Here is a 15,734-nt window from a genome sequence, read left to right as displayed (position 1 = left end):
CTCCGTTCAATTACATGCCTTCAAAGATTTCAATGCTGTCGCCTTCAGCCAAGGTAACAATGGCTTTCTGATAGCCGGAGGTCATCCCTACAGAACGGCCGACCCGTTTCTTTTTACCTTTGACATTCAGGGTGTTGACCTGAACAACAGCCACTTTGAAAATTTCTTCGATTGCTTTTTGAATTTCGATTTTATTGGCATCTGCTGCAACCTTAAAGCAGTATTTGTTTTCTGCCATTAAGTCTACGGATTTTTCCGTAACAATCGGTTTAATGATAATATCGCGTGCCAGTTTCATTACGCCAGCACCTCCTCGACTTTTGCAAGGGCGTCTTTAGTGATGATCAGTTTATCTGCATGAAGGACATCATAAGTGGTCAGACGGTTAACGGTAGTGATGGCAGACCCGGGAATATTGCGGGCGCTTTTGATAACCGTTTCATTTTCTTCACCGAGGACCAGGAGGAACTTGCCGGTGGATTTAACTGCATCCAGTACTTTCAGCATGTCCTTGGTTTTCGGTGCATCGAAAGTGAGTTCATCTAAAACAATCAGAGCGTCTTCTGCTACCTTGGCAGACAGGGCACTCCGTAAAGCCACGAGGACTTTCTTCTTATTGATGCCTTTCTTGTAGCTTCTCGGTTTCGGCCCAAAGATGATGGACCCACCACGCCATAGCGGAGACCGGATGGTCCCTACGCGGGCACGACCGGTCCCTTTTTGACGCCAGGGCTTACGGCCACCGCCACGTACTTCGCCGCGGCTCTTGGTGCTGCTGGTCCCACGGCGCAAGCCGGCGAGGTAAGCAACAACCACTTCGTGCACGACAGCCTCGTTGGCTTCAGCACCGAAGACCTTTTCGGAAAGGTCAAGCTCACCTAAGCTTGCGCCTTCCATATTGTACAAGTTAACTTTTGGCATTGGTTATCCTCCCTTCCCTACTTCGACTTGACGCTGGTTTGTAATACGACCAGGCTCTTCTTAGCCCCCGGTACGGCACCTTTGACTAAGATCAAGTTGTTTTCTACGTCAACCTTAACCACTTCCAAGTTTTGAACAGTGGTTTTTGCATTACCTTTACGACCCGGGGAATGATGCCCTTTGAATACGCGGCTTGGGCCTGCTGCACCAAGGGAACCCGTTTTCCGTTTATGCTTGGAACCGTGGGACATGGGGCCTCTGTGTGCGCCATAGCGCTTAATGGTACCTGCAAAGCCTTTACCCTTGCTGGTTCCGGTTACATCCACTTTATCTCCCGCTTCAAACACATCGGCAGCGATGGTTTGACCGGTAGTAAATTCGGCTGCATCATCCACACGAAATTCTCGCAAGTAGCGAGCTGCGGCCACACCGGCTTTATCAAAATGCCCCTGCATGGGTTTATTAACACGGACCGGTTTTACAGCGCCAAAGCCCACTTGCACAGCTTCGTAGCCGTCATTGTCGTTGGTTTTTACTTGGGTTACATAGCAGGGACCGGCTTCAATAGCGGTCACCGGAATGAGCGCCCCTTCGGGCGTAAAGACTTGGGTCATCCCAATCTTCTTACCTAAAATCGCTTTCATGTGTACTGCACCTCCTTAATTTAACTTACAGTTTGATTTCGATTTCTACACCACTCGGCAGGTCAAGGCGCATCAGCGCTTCAACAGTCTTGTTGGTGTGTTCGGTTATATCAACCAAGCGTTTGTGGGTACGGCGTTCAAATTGTTCCCGGCTGTCTTTATTGACGTGGGGTGACCGCAGTACGGTGAAAACACTCTTTTCCGTCGGCAGCGGAATCGGACCGGCCACATTGGCACCGGTTTTCTTAGCTGTTTCGACGATTTTGCTTGCGCTTTGATCCAGCAGCTTGTGGTCAAAGGCTTTTAACCGAATTCTGATTTTGTTTCTTGCCATTCTTATATTTCCTCCTTAAGCGCCCGATTAGCGGACATGCTCCACGGAAAAACCTGGGCCACGGACTCTGGCGTGTCCATAAATCCAGCAACCTTCCGCTTCTTCACAGTGAGACACCCCAATAGTTTAACACAGCCGTAAATACGATGCAAGGATTTTTATGGTTTTTAGCTATTTTTTTACAAAAAAACAGCGCCTGCCTTGATACATTAAGGGCAGACGCTGGTGGCAAAGCCTGCTAAGGCCTTTTATTCGCCTTTATTTTCAAAAATAACCGTAGCAATCATCTTCATAGGCTTGTCGCCGGTGGCTGTAATGGAGTGCTTGGCCCCATCAGCGGTGTAGATGAGGTCTCCCGGGCCGACATCGACCGGGGTCCCATTGTCATCGACATGGGCGGTGCCTTCCAAGATATAGTAGAGTTCAAAATTATCGGTGTGGTCATGGAGCCCCAGAGAAGCACCCGGTTCGAAGGTGAGGACGTTAAACATCTTGGCCTCTCCCTTTAATTTTTCCGGCGGAATGAGGAATTTGAATTCCACGTTCCCTTGGCCACCAAAACATTCGGTGCGGACTTCCCGCTGCATATCCTTATCTTGAATAATCATTTTTTTGCCTCCTCCTTAGCCAGCTATGGTCTAGGTCTTCATGACCCAGCATGCTATAATTACTATAGCCTGACTGAATTTTATTTGTCAAGATAGCCCATGAAGGAGACGCCCTACTATGTTAAAAAAAGCCGCCTGCCTCTGCCTCCTCCTGTCGCTCCTGGCGACAGGTTGTGCCTGGCAAAGCGTCCCCACCCTGCTCATTCCCTTAGACAGCCGGCCCTGTAATACCGATGAAGTCGCCCTGCTCGCCCAGGCTGCAGAAAAGGACCTCTCTTACCCGGACCTGGGCCTGGATGACCTGACCAGCCCGGCGGATACGTCCTACCTCTGGCAGTGGCTGGAAGACCGGGCCAGCGACCGGGAAAATATCATTATATATACCAACATGCTTTTAAACGGAGGCCTCATGGCCTCCCGAGACCCGGACACCTATGCCCTGGCCGCCTTTTTAGACCGGCTGGACCGGTTCATCGCTGACCATGAAGAGGTCAAGCTGACCCTCATCACTGTTATTCCCAGGTCCCTGCCATCCCGCCAGGACCCGGTCCTGGGCCCCTACAGCCAGGCCCTGCTGAGCTGGGGAGCCAATTGTGACCGGGCCGACCGAAAAGGCGAGCCCGCGCCGGCGCCGCCGGCGGACCTCCCCCGCCATGTGGCCAGCCGGTATGAAAGCCTCTTTAAGCAAACCGAGGCCCTCATCGAAGCCCTCCAGGCCCGCCAGCAGGCCGGACAGATTGACCGCTACCTCGTAGCCCTGGACGACAATGCCCCCTACTGTCTCCCCCGCCAGGTCCTCCGCCATAGCCACCTGGACCAGCACATCAACGGGGCCGATGAAACCGCCGCCATGCTCATGGCCGAAGGGCGGAAGCGGGTCCCCCTGGCCATCCACTATACCGACCCGGCCACCAGCGACCGGGTTCCCCAGTACGAGGGCCAGGCCCTGGACCGGACAGTCCGAGAAAAATGCGCCTTTTTAAACTTCACCCTGGACCCCCAAGCCGACTGCCACTTGGTCATCCATAATGCCGCCAATAATCCCGGTGCCCTGGAGGCGGTCATCGCCAGCCTGGGGGATGACCCCTATGTCATTGCTGATGTGGCCAAGGCCAACGCCGGCGATGCCAGCATCTGGTCCCTGGTGGCCAAGCCGGCAGCCAATAGCATCGGCTACAGTGGCTGGAATACCTCTGCCAATGCCATCGGCACCGCCCTGGCCGCCCTGCGAATCGAAGAAACCGGCGGGGCCCAGGAAGACCTGGCTGCCTACCACCGGCTCCGCCTAAGCATCGACCAGGTCTACCTGGCCCAGCTAGCCCCCAGCCTCAAAAAAAGCTGGCGGGCCAAGGATCTCATCGATGCCTATGATGAATTCACCAGCATCCAGGCCCGGAAGGCCTGTGAAGAAGACCTGAACCAGGCCTTTACCGCCTACAAGGCCGACCTGGCTGTCCCGACCGATAGCCGGCTCTATTTCCCCTGGAACCGGGCCTTTGAGGTCGGCTACCGGGAAGAGGCTCAGGGCTGACCCATCCTATCTTTATATTAATGAAGGAAGCCCTTCTAAGTGAAAAACTCAATACTAAAAAAGCCCCTGTACCCAGGCCTAGCTACCTGGATACAGGGGCTTTTTCTGTACCGCCCTAAAACAAAAAAGAGCAAGGCCCGAGGCCTTGCTCTCTTGGATTGAACTTACTTGTCGATTTTAGATACAACGCCGGCGCCTACGGTGTGGCCACCTTCGCGGATAGCGAAACGGAGGCCTTCTTCCATGGCGATGGGGCTGATGAGTTCTACTGCCATTTTGACGTTGTCGCCGGGCATAACCATTTCGGTGCCTTCCGGCAGTTCGATGACGCCGGTGACGTCGGTGGTGCGGAAGTAGAATTGGGGACGGTAGCCGTCGAAGAAGGGCTTATGACGGCCGCCTTCTTCTTTGGTCAGGACGTAGACTTCACATTCGAATTTGGTGTGGGGGGTGATGGTGCCGGGTTTGGCTAATACTTGCCCACGTTCGATTTGGTCTTTGTCGATACCACGGAGAAGGGCGCCGATGTTGTCGCCGGCTTCTGCGTAGTCGAGTTGTTTACGGAACATTTCTACGCCGGTGCAGACGGTTTTCTTGGTTTCTTCGGTGATGCCGACGATTTCTAATTCGTCGCCGATTTTCAGTTCACCACGTTCTACACGACCGGTGGCGACGGTACCACGACCGGTGATGGAGAAAACGTCTTCGACGGGCATGAGGAAGGGTTTGTCTTTGTCCCGTTCCGGGGTGGGGATGTAGTCGTCTACGGCTTGCATGAGTTCTTTGATGTTTTCTGCCCAGGGACCGCTCGGGTCTTGGAGGGCTTGGTAGCCGCTGCCGCGAATGACGGGGATGTCGTCGCCGGGGAAGTCGTATTCGCTTAAGAGTTCGCGAATTTCCATTTCGACGAGTTCGAGCAGTTCTTCGTCGTCTACGAGGTCGCATTTGTTCATGAATACGACGATGTAGGGAACGCCTACCTGGCGGGCCAGGAGGATGTGTTCACGGGTCTGCGGCATGGGGCCGTCGGCTGCGGATACAACCAGGATGGCGCCGTCCATTTGGGCTGCACCGGTGATCATGTTTTTAACATAGTCGGCGTGGCCCGGGCAGTCAACGTGGGCGTAGTGACGAGCGTCGGTTTCGTATTCTACGTGGGAGGTGTTGATGGTAATACCACGTTCACGTTCTTCCGGTGCTTTGTCAATTTCGTCGAATTTGTTGGCTTTGGCTTTACCTTCTTGGGCCAGTACAGCGGTAATGGCTGCAGTGGTGGTGGTTTTACCATGGTCAACGTGACCGATGGTACCAATGTTAACGTGCGGTTTTGTACGTTCAAATTTTTCTTTTGCCATGATGTTAGCCTCCTATTTTAAAAATTAACCTTTGCGCTTGGCAATGATTTCTTCAGCAATGGATTTGGGGACTTCTTCAAAGTGGTCACTTTGCATGCTGTAAAGACCACGGCCCTGGGTTCTGGAACGTAAGTCGGTTGCATAACCGAACATTTCAGACAGGGGAACGAAACCATGGATGACCTGGGTGTTCCCTTGGGCTTCCATCCCTTCAATCCGGCCGCGGCGACCGTTGAGGTCACCCATAACGTCGCCCATGTATTCATCCGGAACAGTGATTTCAATTTTCATCACCGGCTCTAAGATGACCGGGTTTGCTTTTTCAGCTGCGTTTTTGAAGGCCATGGAGCCAGCCACTTTAAAGGCCATTTCAGAAGAGTCAACGTCGTGGTAAGAGCCGTCGATTAAGGTTGCCTTGATGTCAACCATATCGTAGCCAGCCAAGACCCCGTTTTCCATAGCTTCTTTGATCCCGTTTTCAATCGGACCGACGTATTCTTTGGGGACTGCCCCACCGACGATCTTACTTTCAAACTGGAAGCCGGAACCGGGTTCAAGGGGTTCGAGTTCGATGACAGCGTGACCGTATTGACCACGACCACCGGACTGACGAACGAACTTACCTTCTGCTTCGACTTTCTTACGGATGGTTTCTTTATAGGAAACCATGGGTTTACCTACATTGGCTTCAACATGGAATTCACGTTTCAGACGGTCAACGATGATGTCTAAGTGTAACTCGCCCATCCCACTGATAATGGTTTGGCCGGTTTCTTCATCGGTGTAGGTTTTGAAGGTCGGGTCTTCTTCAGCCAGTTTGGCTAAGGCCAGACCCATTTTATCCTGATCCCCTTTGGAAGCAGGTTCAATGGCGATGGAGATAACCGGATCCGGGAATTCCATGCTTTCGAGGATGATTTCATCCTTTTCATCGCAGAGGGTGTCCCCTGTGCCGGTATCTTTTAAACCAACAGCAGCGGCGATGTCGCCAGCGAAGACTTCATCGATTTCAGTCCGGCTGTTGGAGTGCATTAAGAGGATACGGCCGATACGTTCACGTTTACCCTTGGTGGAGTTGTAAACGTAGCTCCCGCTCTTTAAGGTCCCGGAGTAAACCCGGAAGAAGGAAAGTTTACCGACATAGGGGTCGGTCATGACTTTAAAGGCCAGGGCGGAGAAGGGTTCCTCGTCACTGGCATGACGGGAAGCTTCGGTGCCGTCCGGCAGAACCCCGTCAATGGAGGGGATGTCGGTCGGGGCCGGAGCGTAATCCACAACGCCGTTTAAGAGGAACTGGATCCCCTTGTTCTTGAAGGCGGACCCGCAGAATACAGGAACGGCTTCGTTGGCGATGGTGGCTTTCCGCAGGGCTTTTTTAATATCCTTGACGGAGATATCTTCCCCTTCAAGGTATTTTTCCATGAAGTCTTCATCCGTTTCAGCGATACTATCCAACATAGCTGCACGGTATTCTTCAACTTGGTCAGCCATATCAGCCGGGATGTCGATTTCTTCATAGTTGACTAACTCTTTGCTATCGAGGAACTTATAGGCTTTCATTTCGACCAGGTCGACTAAGCCGTCAAAGTGGTCTTCAGCACCGATCGGCAGCTGGACAGCAATAGCGTTAGCGCCTAACCGGTCTTTCAGCTGACCAACAACATTTAAGAAGTTGGCGCCGGTCCGGTCCATCTTATTGACGAAGGCAATCCGCGGTACGCCGTAGCGCACAGCTTGACGCCATACGGTTTCAGACTGAGGCTGTACACCGGCCACAGCACAGAATACGGCTACAGCGCTGTCCAATACACGGAGGGACCGTTCAACTTCAACAGTGAAATCAACGTGCCCTGGCGTGTCTATAATATTTATTCTGGTTCCGTGCCATGTGGTGGTGGTTGCAGCGGAGGTTATGGTAATACCACGTTCCTGCTCTTGCTCCATCCAGTCCATGGTAGCTGCGCCGTCATGTACTTCGCCGATTTTGTGGGATTTACCGGTATAATACAGGATACGCTCGGAAGTTGTTGTTTTACCGGCATCAATGTGAGCCATGATACCAATATTACGGGTGTTTTGAAGCGAAAAATCTCTTCCCACTTAGCTGCCTCCTTTTATATTATTACCACCGATAGTGAGCGAAAGCTTTATTGGCTTCAGCCATCCGGTGGACTTCTTCTTTTTTCTTAACGGCATTGCCGGTGCTGTTTGCAGCATCCATTAATTCGTTAGCTAACCGTTCGTCCATGGTTTTTTCGCCACGTTTACGGGCAAAGGTGACCAGCCACCGCAAACCTAAGGTTTGGCGACGTTCTGCACGAACTTCTACCGGTACCTGGTAGTTGGCACCACCGACACGGCGGGCTTTAACTTCAAGAACAGGCATGACATTTTTCAAGGCTTCTTCAAAAACATCGATGGCTTCTTCGCCGGTCTTTTCAGCTACAGTTTTGAAAGCATCGTAAACAATACGTTCAGCAGTGCCTTTTTTACCGTCAAGCATGACTTGGTTGATTAATTTGGTGACTTGTTTGCTGCCGTAAATCGGATCAGGTAACACGTCACGTTTAGGTGCACGATCTCTTCTGGACATAGGGGCCTCCTTTCAAATATTTACTGACTTACTTTTTAGGGCGTTTGGTGCCGTATTTGGAACGGGCTTGCATACGGTCGTTAACCCCTGCAGCGTCCAGAGTCCCACGGACTAAGTGGTAACGCACACCAGGAAGGTCACGCACACGACCGCCACGTACGAGAACGACGGAGTGCTCTTGTAAGTTGTGGCCAATACCGGGGATGTAAACGGTTACTTCAGTCCCATTGGTTAAACGAACACGGGCTACTTTACGTAGGGCAGAGTTCGGTTTTTTCGGGGTCGTGGTGTACACTCTTGTGCATAAACCGCGTTTTTGCGGGTTGTTTTGTAATGCCGGAGCGCCGGATTTCTTCTTGGAGGAAGAACGTCCTTTGGTCACCAGCTGGTTAATTGTTGGCATACTGCCACCTCCTTATTCGAATATGGCCGACTCAATGGCCAAATGGCCAAGGAAACGGCAGCGCCGTGCAGCGCTCAGTTGATTCGTGCGAGCGCTTTGCACCCGTACATACACACCTGCACATACCTTTGTGTATGCACAGACACTAAATTAATATAGCACGGCCCTGCTTCCTTGTCAACCATAGATCAGTTTCTATTCTTATTAAATATAGACACGCGGTTGCTTGGGTTTCTCTTCTTGGTCTGCTTCTTCGCTGCCGCCATCGGCCTCTTGCGGGGCGTCTTCATCGACAGCCGGTCCTTCTTCTGCGTCTTCCAGGTCATAGACATTTTCCGGTTCATCCTCGACGAGGCTGATTTTCCGGTAGTGGCGCATGCCGGTCCCGGCCGGGATGAGTTTCCCTAGGATGACGTTTTCTTTCAGACCGACCAGGGAGTCGCTCTTGCCCTTGATGGCCGCATCGGTCAGGACCTTGGTGGTCTCCTGGAAGGAGGCGGCAGACAAGAAGCTTTCTGTGGCCAGGGCGGCCTTGGTGATCCCTAAGAGCTGGACTTCACCACGGGCTTCCTGCTTGCCTGCTTCCCGCAGTTGGCGGTTGGCCACATAGTAGTCGATGATGTCTACCTGGGCACCGGCAATGAATTGGCTGTCGCCCGGATCGTCGATTTTGACCTTCCGCATCATCTGGCGGACCATGACTTCAATGTGCTTGTCATTGATGTCAACCCCTTGCAGGCGGTAGACCTTTTGCACTTCCTGCAAGAGGTATTCCTGGACGCTGATTTCGCCGGTCACGCTCAGGAGTTCTTTGGGGTTGATGGACCCTTCCGTCAGGACTTGGCCGGCAACGACCTGGTCCCCTTCGCCAACTAGGACGTGGGCGCCGAAAGGAATCTTGTACTCATCGACCTTGGCGTCATCAGACCGGACCATGACCAGGGTCAGGCCATCTTTTTCGCCCATTTCAACGGTCCCGTCCACATGGCTGATAACCGCTTCCCCTTTTGGTTTCCGGGCTTCAAAGAGTTCTTCAACCCGGGGTAACCCCTGGGTGATGTCCCCACCGGCGATCCCCCCGGTATGGAAGGTCCGCATGGTGAGCTGGGTCCCCGGTTCCCCGATGGATTGGGCAGCGACGGTACCGACGGCTTCCCCGACATCGACCATTTGGCCGGTGGCCAGGTTCCGCCCGTAGCAGTGGGCGCAAACCCCATGGCGGCTGTGGCAGGTCAGGGCGCTGCGGATGACGACTTCTTTGACGCCGGCGGCTTCAATGGCCTTGGCTTCGTCATCGTTCAGGTAGGCGCCGGCTTCAGCGAGGACTTCGCCGGTTTCCGGATGGCAGACTGGGTCCACTAAGATCCGACCGGCAATCCGTTCCCAGAGGGGCTCAATGGTTTCAGACCCATTCATAATGGCCCGCACGGTCAGCCCCTGGTCGGTGCCGCAGTCGATTTCCCGGACGATAACGTCCTGGGCCACGTCAACCAGGCGGCGGGTCAGGTAACCGGAGTCAGCGGTCCGCAGGGCGGTATCGGCCAGCCCCTTCCGGGCCCCGTGGCTGGAAATAAAGTATTCCAGGACGGTGAGCCCTTCGCGGAAGTTGGCCTTGATGGGCATTTCGATGGTCTTCCCGGAAGGGTCGGCCATGAGGCCCCGCATGCCGGCCAACTGACGGATCTGCTGGTTGTTCCCCCGGGCCCCGGAGGTGGCCATCATGTTGATGGGGTTAAAGGTGTCCAAGTTGGCCAGGAGGGCTTCCCCAATGGCATCGGTTGCCCGGGTCCACACGCCGATGACCAGCTGGTAGCGTTCGTCATCGGTGATGAGCCCCCGGCGGAACTTGGTTTCAATCCGGCTGATTTCCTTATCGGCATCGGCCAATAAAAGGGGTTTTTCATCCGGAATAACGATATCTGTGTAACCGATGGAAATCCCGGCCTGGGTGGAGTACTTATAGCCCTGGCTCTTGATTCCATCGAGCATTTCAGCGGTTTTGCTGGCCCCTAGGCGGCGGAAACACCGGTCGACGATATTGCCGAGTTGCTTTTTACCAACCACTTCGTTGATATAGCCCACTTCATCCGGAATCGGCTGGTTGAAGATGAGCCGGCCGACGCTGGTTTCGACCATGCGGCCGTCAGGCATCCGCACCTTGATGAGGGCCTGGATATGGACGGCGCCGGCATCATAGGCCAGCTTAGCCTCGGTGGCATTGGCAAAGCGCTTGCCGGTCCCCGGGGCATCCGGCCGGAGGATGGTCAGGTAGTAGCTCCCCAAGACCATGTCCTGGGTCGGTACGGTGACCGGGCGGCCGTCTTTCGGGTTTAAGATGTTGTTGGCCGCCAGCATGAGGATACGGGCTTCGGCCTGGGCTTCGGTGGACAGGGGCACGTGAACAGCCATCTGGTCCCCGTCAAAGTCAGCGTTATAGGCGGTACAGGCCAGGGGGTGGAGCTTTAAGGCCCGGCCTTCGACTAGGACCGGTTCAAAGGCCTGGATCCCCAGGCGGTGGAGAGTCGGGGCCCGGTTTAAAAGGACCGGGTGGTCTCTGATGACCTTTTCCAGGACGTCCCAGATGACCGGGTCCAACCGTTCCACCATCCGCTTGGCGGACTTAACGTTATGGGCGGTCCCGTCTTCTACCAGTTCCCGCATAACGAAGGGCTTGAAGAGCTCGACAGCCATTTCCTTGGGCAGGCCACACTGGTGCATCTTCAGTTCCGGCCCAACGACAATAACAGACCGGCCGGAGTAGTCGACCCGTTTCCCAAGGAGGTTCTGCCGGAAGCGGCCCTGTTTCCCCTTGAGCATATCGGACAGGCTCTTTAAGGGGCGGTTGCCCGGGCCGGTGACAGCCCGGCCGCGACGGCCGTTATCGATCAAGGCGTCGACGGCTTCCTGGAGCATCCGTTTTTCATTGCGGACAATGATATCCGGGGCGCCCAGGTCCAGGAGGCGTTTCAGCCGGTTATTCCGGTTGATAACCCGGCGGTAGAGGTCGTTTAAGTCACTGGTGGCAAAGCGGCCGCCATCCAATTGAACCATGGGACGGAGGTCCGGCGGGATAACGGGTAGGACATCCAGGACCATCCAGGCCGGATTGTTTTTGGATACCCGCATCCCTTCAACCACTTCCAGCCGGCGGGTGGCCTTAACCTGGCGCTGGCCGCTGGTGTTCTGGACTTCTTCCTGAAGCTCTTGAGAAACCTGGTCCAGGTCGATTTCTTCCAAAAGGGTCTTGACCGCTTCGGCGCCAATGCCAGCGGTGAAGTTCATCCCGTGCTCTTGGCGGGCCTTGCGGTATTCCGCTTCGGAAAGAATTTGATACTTTTGTAAGCCGGTGATGGCTTCATCACCGGGGTCAATGACGATATAACTGACAAAGTAGATGACCCGTTCCAGCTGGCGGGGGCTCATGTTCAAGACCAGGCCCATCCGGCTGGGGATCCCTTTGAAATACCAGATATGAGTACAGGGGGCAGCCAGTTCAATATGACCCATGCGTTCTCGCCGCACAGATGACTTGGTCACTTCTACCCCGCAGCGGTCACAGATAACGCCTTTATATCTGATCCGCTTATATTTACCGCAGTTACACTCCCAGTCCTTCTTAGGGCCAAAAATCCGCTCGCAAAAGAGACCGTCCCGCTCCGGCTTCAAGGTCCGGTAGTTGATGGTTTCCGGTTTTTTGACCTCGCCGCTGGACCAGCCCCGAATGGTTTCGGCGCTGGCCAAGCCGATGGTAATGTGATCAACGTGGTTAATATTACCCAAGCGAAGTGCTCCTTTCCTTTCTGTTCCCCTTACGCACGATCTGTATCATCTGTTTCTTCTATAATAAAATATTGGTTCACGTCGCCGGTGTCGGAAGGATCTTCATCATCCTGATTGTCACCGTCTTCATTTTTATTTTCATCGCTTTCCGGGACGACAACGCCCAGGTCTTTGGCGGTTTCATTGAAGTCAACCGCCTCTTCAGACATGTCAATTTCCTGGTCGTTTTCGTCTAAGATCCGGACATCCAAGGCCAGGGACTGTAATTCCTTGATTAAGACCTTGAAGGCCTCCGGCACGCCGGCTTCAGGGAGGTTTTCCCCTTTGACGATGGCTTCGTAGGTTTCTACCCGGCCGACGACATCGTCAGACTTGACGGTCAGGATTTCCTGGAGGGTATGGGAGGCTCCGTAAGCTTCCAGAGCCCACACTTCCATTTCCCCGAACCGCTGACCCCCGAATTGGGCTTTGCCGCCCAGGGGCTGCTGGGTGACCAGGGAGTAGGGGCCGGTGGACCGGGCGTGGATCTTATCGTCAACCAGGTGGGCCAGCTTGAGGTAGTACATGCAGCCGACGGTCACCGGGTTGTCGAAGTACTCCCCGCTCCGGCCATCCCGGAGGCGGAACTTCCCGCTCTTATCGTAGCCGGCAGCTTCCAGCTGGTCGGCAATGTCTTCCTCTGTGGCCCCGTCGAAAACAGAGGTCGCAAAGTGAACACCCAGGGCCCGGGCAGCCATGCCCAGGTGGACTTCCAGAACCTGGCCGATGTTCATCCGGCTCGGCACCCCGAGGGGGTTCAGGACGATGTCGACCGGGGTCCCATCCGGTAAGAAGGGCATGTCGCATTCCGGCAGAATCCGGGAGACGACCCCCTTGTTCCCGTGACGACCGGCCATCTTGTCCCCTTGGGAAATTTTACGTTTTTGGGCCACATAAACCCGGACTTCTTCATTGATGCCGGGGGCCAGTTCGTCACCGTTTTCCCGGGTAAAGACCTTGACGTCAACGACAATCCCGCTTTCCCCGTGGGGGACCCGGAGAGAAGTATCCCGGACTTCCCGGGCCTTTTCACCAAAGATAGCCCGGAGCAGGCGCTCTTCTGCAGAGAGCTCGGTTTCCCCTTTAGGGGTGACCTTGCCGACCAGGATATCCCCGGCATGGATTTCCGCCCCAATGCGGACGATCCCATGATCATCCAGGTTTTTCAGGACATCTTCACCTACGTTGGGGATGTCCCGGGTGATTTCTTCCGGCCCCAGCTTGGTATCCCGGGAGTCGCTTTCGAATTCATCGATATGGATAGAGGTATAAACGTCTTCCTTAACCAGCCGTTCGCTAATTAGGACCGCGTCCTCGTAGTTGTAGCCTTCCCAGTTCATAAAGGCGATGAGAGCATTCCGACCCAGGGCCAATTCCCCATCATCGGTGGAGGGGCCATCGGCCAGGATATCCCCGGCTTGGACATGTTGCCCCTTGGAAACCAGAACCCGCTGGTTGATACAGGTTCCCTGGTTGGACCCCTTGAACTTGGTCAGGGGGTAGTCGGTGCGTTCGCCACCGTCGCCCAGGATGCTGATCTTATCCGCACTGACGAAGGTAACGGTCCCGGCATGCTTGGCAATGGCCAGGACGCCGGAGTCGTAGGCGGCCTTGTGTTCCATCCCGGTGCCGACATAGGGGGCTTCGGTGACCAGGAGGGGCACCGCCTGCCGCTGCATGTTGGTCCCCATGAGGGCCCGGTTGGCGTCGTCGTGTTCCAGGAAGGGGATCAAGGCTGTTGCAATGGAGACCACCTGCTTCGGTGATACGTCCATGTACTCGATTTCTTCCATACCGACGACGATGTTTTCGTCTCCGCGGCGGGCGTCAACCTTTTCTTCTATAATATGAGCGTTTTCATCTAACCGGGTGTTGGCCTGGGCGATGGTGTACTTGTCTTCCACATCGGCGGTCAGGTACTCGATTTCATCGGTGACCTGGCCGGTGCCGGCAATAACCTTCCGGTAGGGCGTTTCAATAAAGCCGTATTCATTGACCCGGCCATAGGTGGCCAGGGAGTTGATCAGCCCGATATTCGGCCCTTCAGGGGTTTCAATGGGGCACATCCGGCCATAGTGGGAGTGGTGAACGTCCCGGACTTCGAAGCCGGCCCGTTCACGAGAGAGCCCGCCAGGGCCTAGGGCAGATAACCGTCTTTTATGGGTCAATTCAGCCAGGGGGTTGATTTGGTCCATAAACTGGGAGAGCTGGGAAGACCCGAAGAACTCTTTAATGGAAGCCACCACCGGCCGGATATTCAAGAGGGCCTGGGGGGTCACATTGGTGGGGTCCTGGGTGGTCATCCGTTCCCGGACATTCCGTTCCATCCGGGTTAAACCAATCCGGAACTGGTTCTGGAGGAGTTCCCCGACAGACCGAATCCGCCGGTTGCCCAGGTGGTCGATGTCATCCACTTCATAGCCGGGCATCTCAGCCATCAGGCCGATCATGTAGCTATAGGTCGCAATGACGTCTTCCTTGGTTAAGTTTTTGACACTTGGATCAATGTCCAAGTTCAGTTTTTTATTGATTTTATACCGGCCAACCTTAGCCAGGTCATACCGCTTGTGGTCAAAGAAGAGGGACTGGAGTAAGTTCCGGGCACTCTCGACGGTCGGCGGATCACCGGGGCGTAAGCGTTTATAGATTTCAATCAAGGCTTCCGCCTCATTGGTTTCCCGGTCTTTTTCTTTAAAGTTATCCTTATTAAAGGTCGGCGCCAGGAGCTCATCTAGGGCCCCTTCACTGGCAAAGCCGAGGTCTGCGAAAAGGGCCTGGATTTCCTTGGAATCCCCAAAGCCCAAGGCCCGCAGGAAGATGGACGCCGGCAGTTTCCGGGTCCGGTCTAAGCGCACATGAATAACCCCTGAGGCATCGGACTCAAGTTCGAGCCAGGCCCCACGGTTGGGAATAACGGTGCAACTGTAAAGTTTGCGACCGGATTGGTCAATATCCCGGTGGAAATAGACCCCCGGGCTCCGCACCAATTGGCTGACGATAACCCGTTCAGCCCCATTAATGACAAAGGTCCCGTTTTCGGTCATGAGGGGGAAGTCACCCATAAAGACTTCCTGCTCCTTAATTTCACCAGTTTCTTTATTGAGAAGCTGGACCTTCATGCGCAACGGCGCCGCGTAAGTGGCATCGCGGTCTTTGCATTCCTTAACATCGTATTTTGGCTCTCCGAATTCGAAGGTGTCAAAATTGAGTTCCAATGTGTCGGTAAAATCCTGGATGGGTGATACCTCGGCAAAGGTTTCCCCCAAGCCCTCATTCAAAAACCATTCGTAAGAATTCCTCTGAATGGCAATGAGATTGGGCATATCCATAATCTCGTCGATTTCCGCAAATGATTTGCGGGTCCTAAGTGCATGGCCCTGTTGGTCTGGCAATGCGGTCACCCCTTACTGACATGATATACCTTGCGCAATAGATCAATAGTGTAAAAGAATTCCATTTTATCATTAGCCTAACAATGATAGGCCATGAGGGCTGAATTGTCAAGGGTTATTTTACAACAGAGGTT

12 protein-coding genes are annotated in these 15,734 nt (G+C 54.3%); 1 reads left to right on the top strand and 11 read right to left on the bottom strand.

Translation table 11 applies throughout. The annotated features are described in order from the left end of the window. Positions 1–10: 10 nt before the first annotated feature. From rplW to ACKQTC_RS00780, 5 genes are all read right to left on the bottom strand, one after another. Positions 11–298, bottom strand: coding sequence for a 50S ribosomal protein L23 (rplW, locus tag ACKQTC_RS00800; RefSeq protein ID WP_408976541.1), 288 nt, complete (start codon positions 296–298; stop codon positions 11–13). Continuing rightward, positions 298–921 carry a 50S ribosomal protein L4 gene (gene rplD, locus ACKQTC_RS00795; RefSeq protein WP_408976540.1) on the bottom strand — a complete coding sequence of 208 codons (624 nt, stop codon included), beginning with the start codon at positions 919–921 and terminating at the stop codon, positions 298–300. The genes rplW and rplD overlap by 1 nt, the downstream gene beginning before the upstream one ends. 17 nt (positions 922–938) lie before the next feature. Then, positions 939–1,565 carry a 50S ribosomal protein L3 gene (gene rplC / locus ACKQTC_RS00790; RefSeq protein WP_408976539.1) on the bottom strand — a complete coding sequence of 209 codons (627 nt, stop codon included), beginning with the start codon at positions 1,563–1,565 and terminating at the stop codon, positions 939–941. Positions 1,566–1,590: 25 nt separating this feature from the next. Then, complete coding sequence (gene rpsJ, locus ACKQTC_RS00785) at positions 1,591–1,899, bottom strand: 30S ribosomal protein S10 (RefSeq protein ID WP_408976538.1); 309 nt, start codon at positions 1,897–1,899, stop codon at positions 1,591–1,593. Positions 1,900–2,147: 248 nt separating this feature from the next. After that, on the bottom strand, positions 2,148–2,507 hold the full coding sequence (locus ACKQTC_RS00780) for a cupin domain-containing protein (protein WP_408976537.1): 360 nt from the start codon (positions 2,505–2,507) through the stop codon (positions 2,148–2,150). Positions 2,508–2,625: 118 nt separating this feature from the next. Here ACKQTC_RS00780 and ACKQTC_RS00775 point away from each other — a divergent pair, with 118 nt between their 5' ends. After that, positions 2,626–4,038, top strand: a complete 1,413-nt coding sequence (locus ACKQTC_RS00775) for a DUF4127 family protein (protein ID WP_408976536.1) — start codon at positions 2,626–2,628, stop codon at positions 4,036–4,038. A gap of 164 nt (positions 4,039–4,202) precedes the next feature. Here the strand turns inward: ACKQTC_RS00775 and tuf are convergent, their stop codons facing one another. The 6 genes from tuf to rpoB form a co-directional block, all read right to left on the bottom strand. Next, entirely contained in the window at positions 4,203–5,393 is a 1,191-nt protein-coding gene (gene tuf, locus ACKQTC_RS00770; protein WP_408976497.1) for an elongation factor Tu, read from the bottom strand. A gap of 24 nt (positions 5,394–5,417) precedes the next feature. After that, positions 5,418–7,493, bottom strand: coding sequence for an elongation factor G (fusA, locus tag ACKQTC_RS00765; protein WP_408976535.1), 2,076 nt, complete (start codon positions 7,491–7,493; stop codon positions 5,418–5,420). A gap of 22 nt (positions 7,494–7,515) precedes the next feature. Next, positions 7,516–7,986 (bottom strand): 30S ribosomal protein S7, encoded by a 471-nt coding sequence (gene rpsG / locus ACKQTC_RS00760; protein WP_408976534.1) that lies wholly within the window; start codon positions 7,984–7,986, stop codon positions 7,516–7,518. 28 nt (positions 7,987–8,014) lie between these two features. Then, positions 8,015–8,389, bottom strand: a complete 375-nt coding sequence (gene rpsL, locus ACKQTC_RS00755; RefSeq protein WP_408976533.1) for a 30S ribosomal protein S12 — start codon at positions 8,387–8,389, stop codon at positions 8,015–8,017. A gap of 204 nt (positions 8,390–8,593) precedes the next feature. Then, positions 8,594–12,169: a DNA-directed RNA polymerase subunit beta' gene (gene rpoC, locus ACKQTC_RS00750; protein ID WP_408976532.1), complete on the bottom strand. Its 3,576-nt coding sequence runs from the start codon at positions 12,167–12,169 to the stop codon at positions 8,594–8,596. Between the two features lie 29 nt (positions 12,170–12,198). Beyond that, on the bottom strand, positions 12,199–15,600 hold the full coding sequence (gene rpoB / locus ACKQTC_RS00745; protein ID WP_408976531.1) for a DNA-directed RNA polymerase subunit beta: 3,402 nt from the start codon (positions 15,598–15,600) through the stop codon (positions 12,199–12,201). Positions 15,601–15,734 lie beyond the last annotated feature (134 nt).

This window comes from Peptococcus simiae (genome assembly GCF_046097595.1).
Lineage (GTDB): Bacteria > Bacillota > Peptococcia > Peptococcales > Peptococcaceae > Peptococcus > Peptococcus simiae.
Note: the sequence above shows the minus strand (reverse complement) of the source record. Positions and strands in the feature narration are given on the sequence as shown.

Excerpts from the sequence above, each read along its gene's own strand:
- rpsJ (WP_408976538.1), bottom strand. The coding sequence starts at position 1,899 with ATGGCAAGAAACAAAATCAGAATTCGGTTAAAAGCCTTTGACCACAAG.
- rplD (WP_408976540.1), bottom strand. The coding sequence starts at position 921 with ATGCCAAAAGTTAACTTGTACAATATGGAAGGCGCAAGCTTAGGTGAG.
- ACKQTC_RS00775 (WP_408976536.1), top strand. The coding sequence starts at position 2,626 with ATGTTAAAAAAAGCCGCCTGCCTCTGCCTCCTCCTGTCGCTCCTGGCG.
- ACKQTC_RS00780 (WP_408976537.1), bottom strand. The coding sequence starts at position 2,507 with ATGATTATTCAAGATAAGGATATGCAGCGGGAAGTCCGCACCGAATGT.
- rplC (WP_408976539.1), bottom strand. The coding sequence starts at position 1,565 with ATGAAAGCGATTTTAGGTAAGAAGATTGGGATGACCCAAGTCTTTACG.
- tuf (WP_408976497.1), bottom strand. The coding sequence starts at position 5,393 with ATGGCAAAAGAAAAATTTGAACGTACAAAACCGCACGTTAACATTGGT.
- rpsG (WP_408976534.1), bottom strand. The coding sequence starts at position 7,986 with ATGTCCAGAAGAGATCGTGCACCTAAACGTGACGTGTTACCTGATCCG.
- rplW (WP_408976541.1), bottom strand. The coding sequence starts at position 298 with ATGAAACTGGCACGCGATATTATCATTAAACCGATTGTTACGGAAAAA.
- rpsL (WP_408976533.1), bottom strand. The coding sequence starts at position 8,389 with ATGCCAACAATTAACCAGCTGGTGACCAAAGGACGTTCTTCCTCCAAG.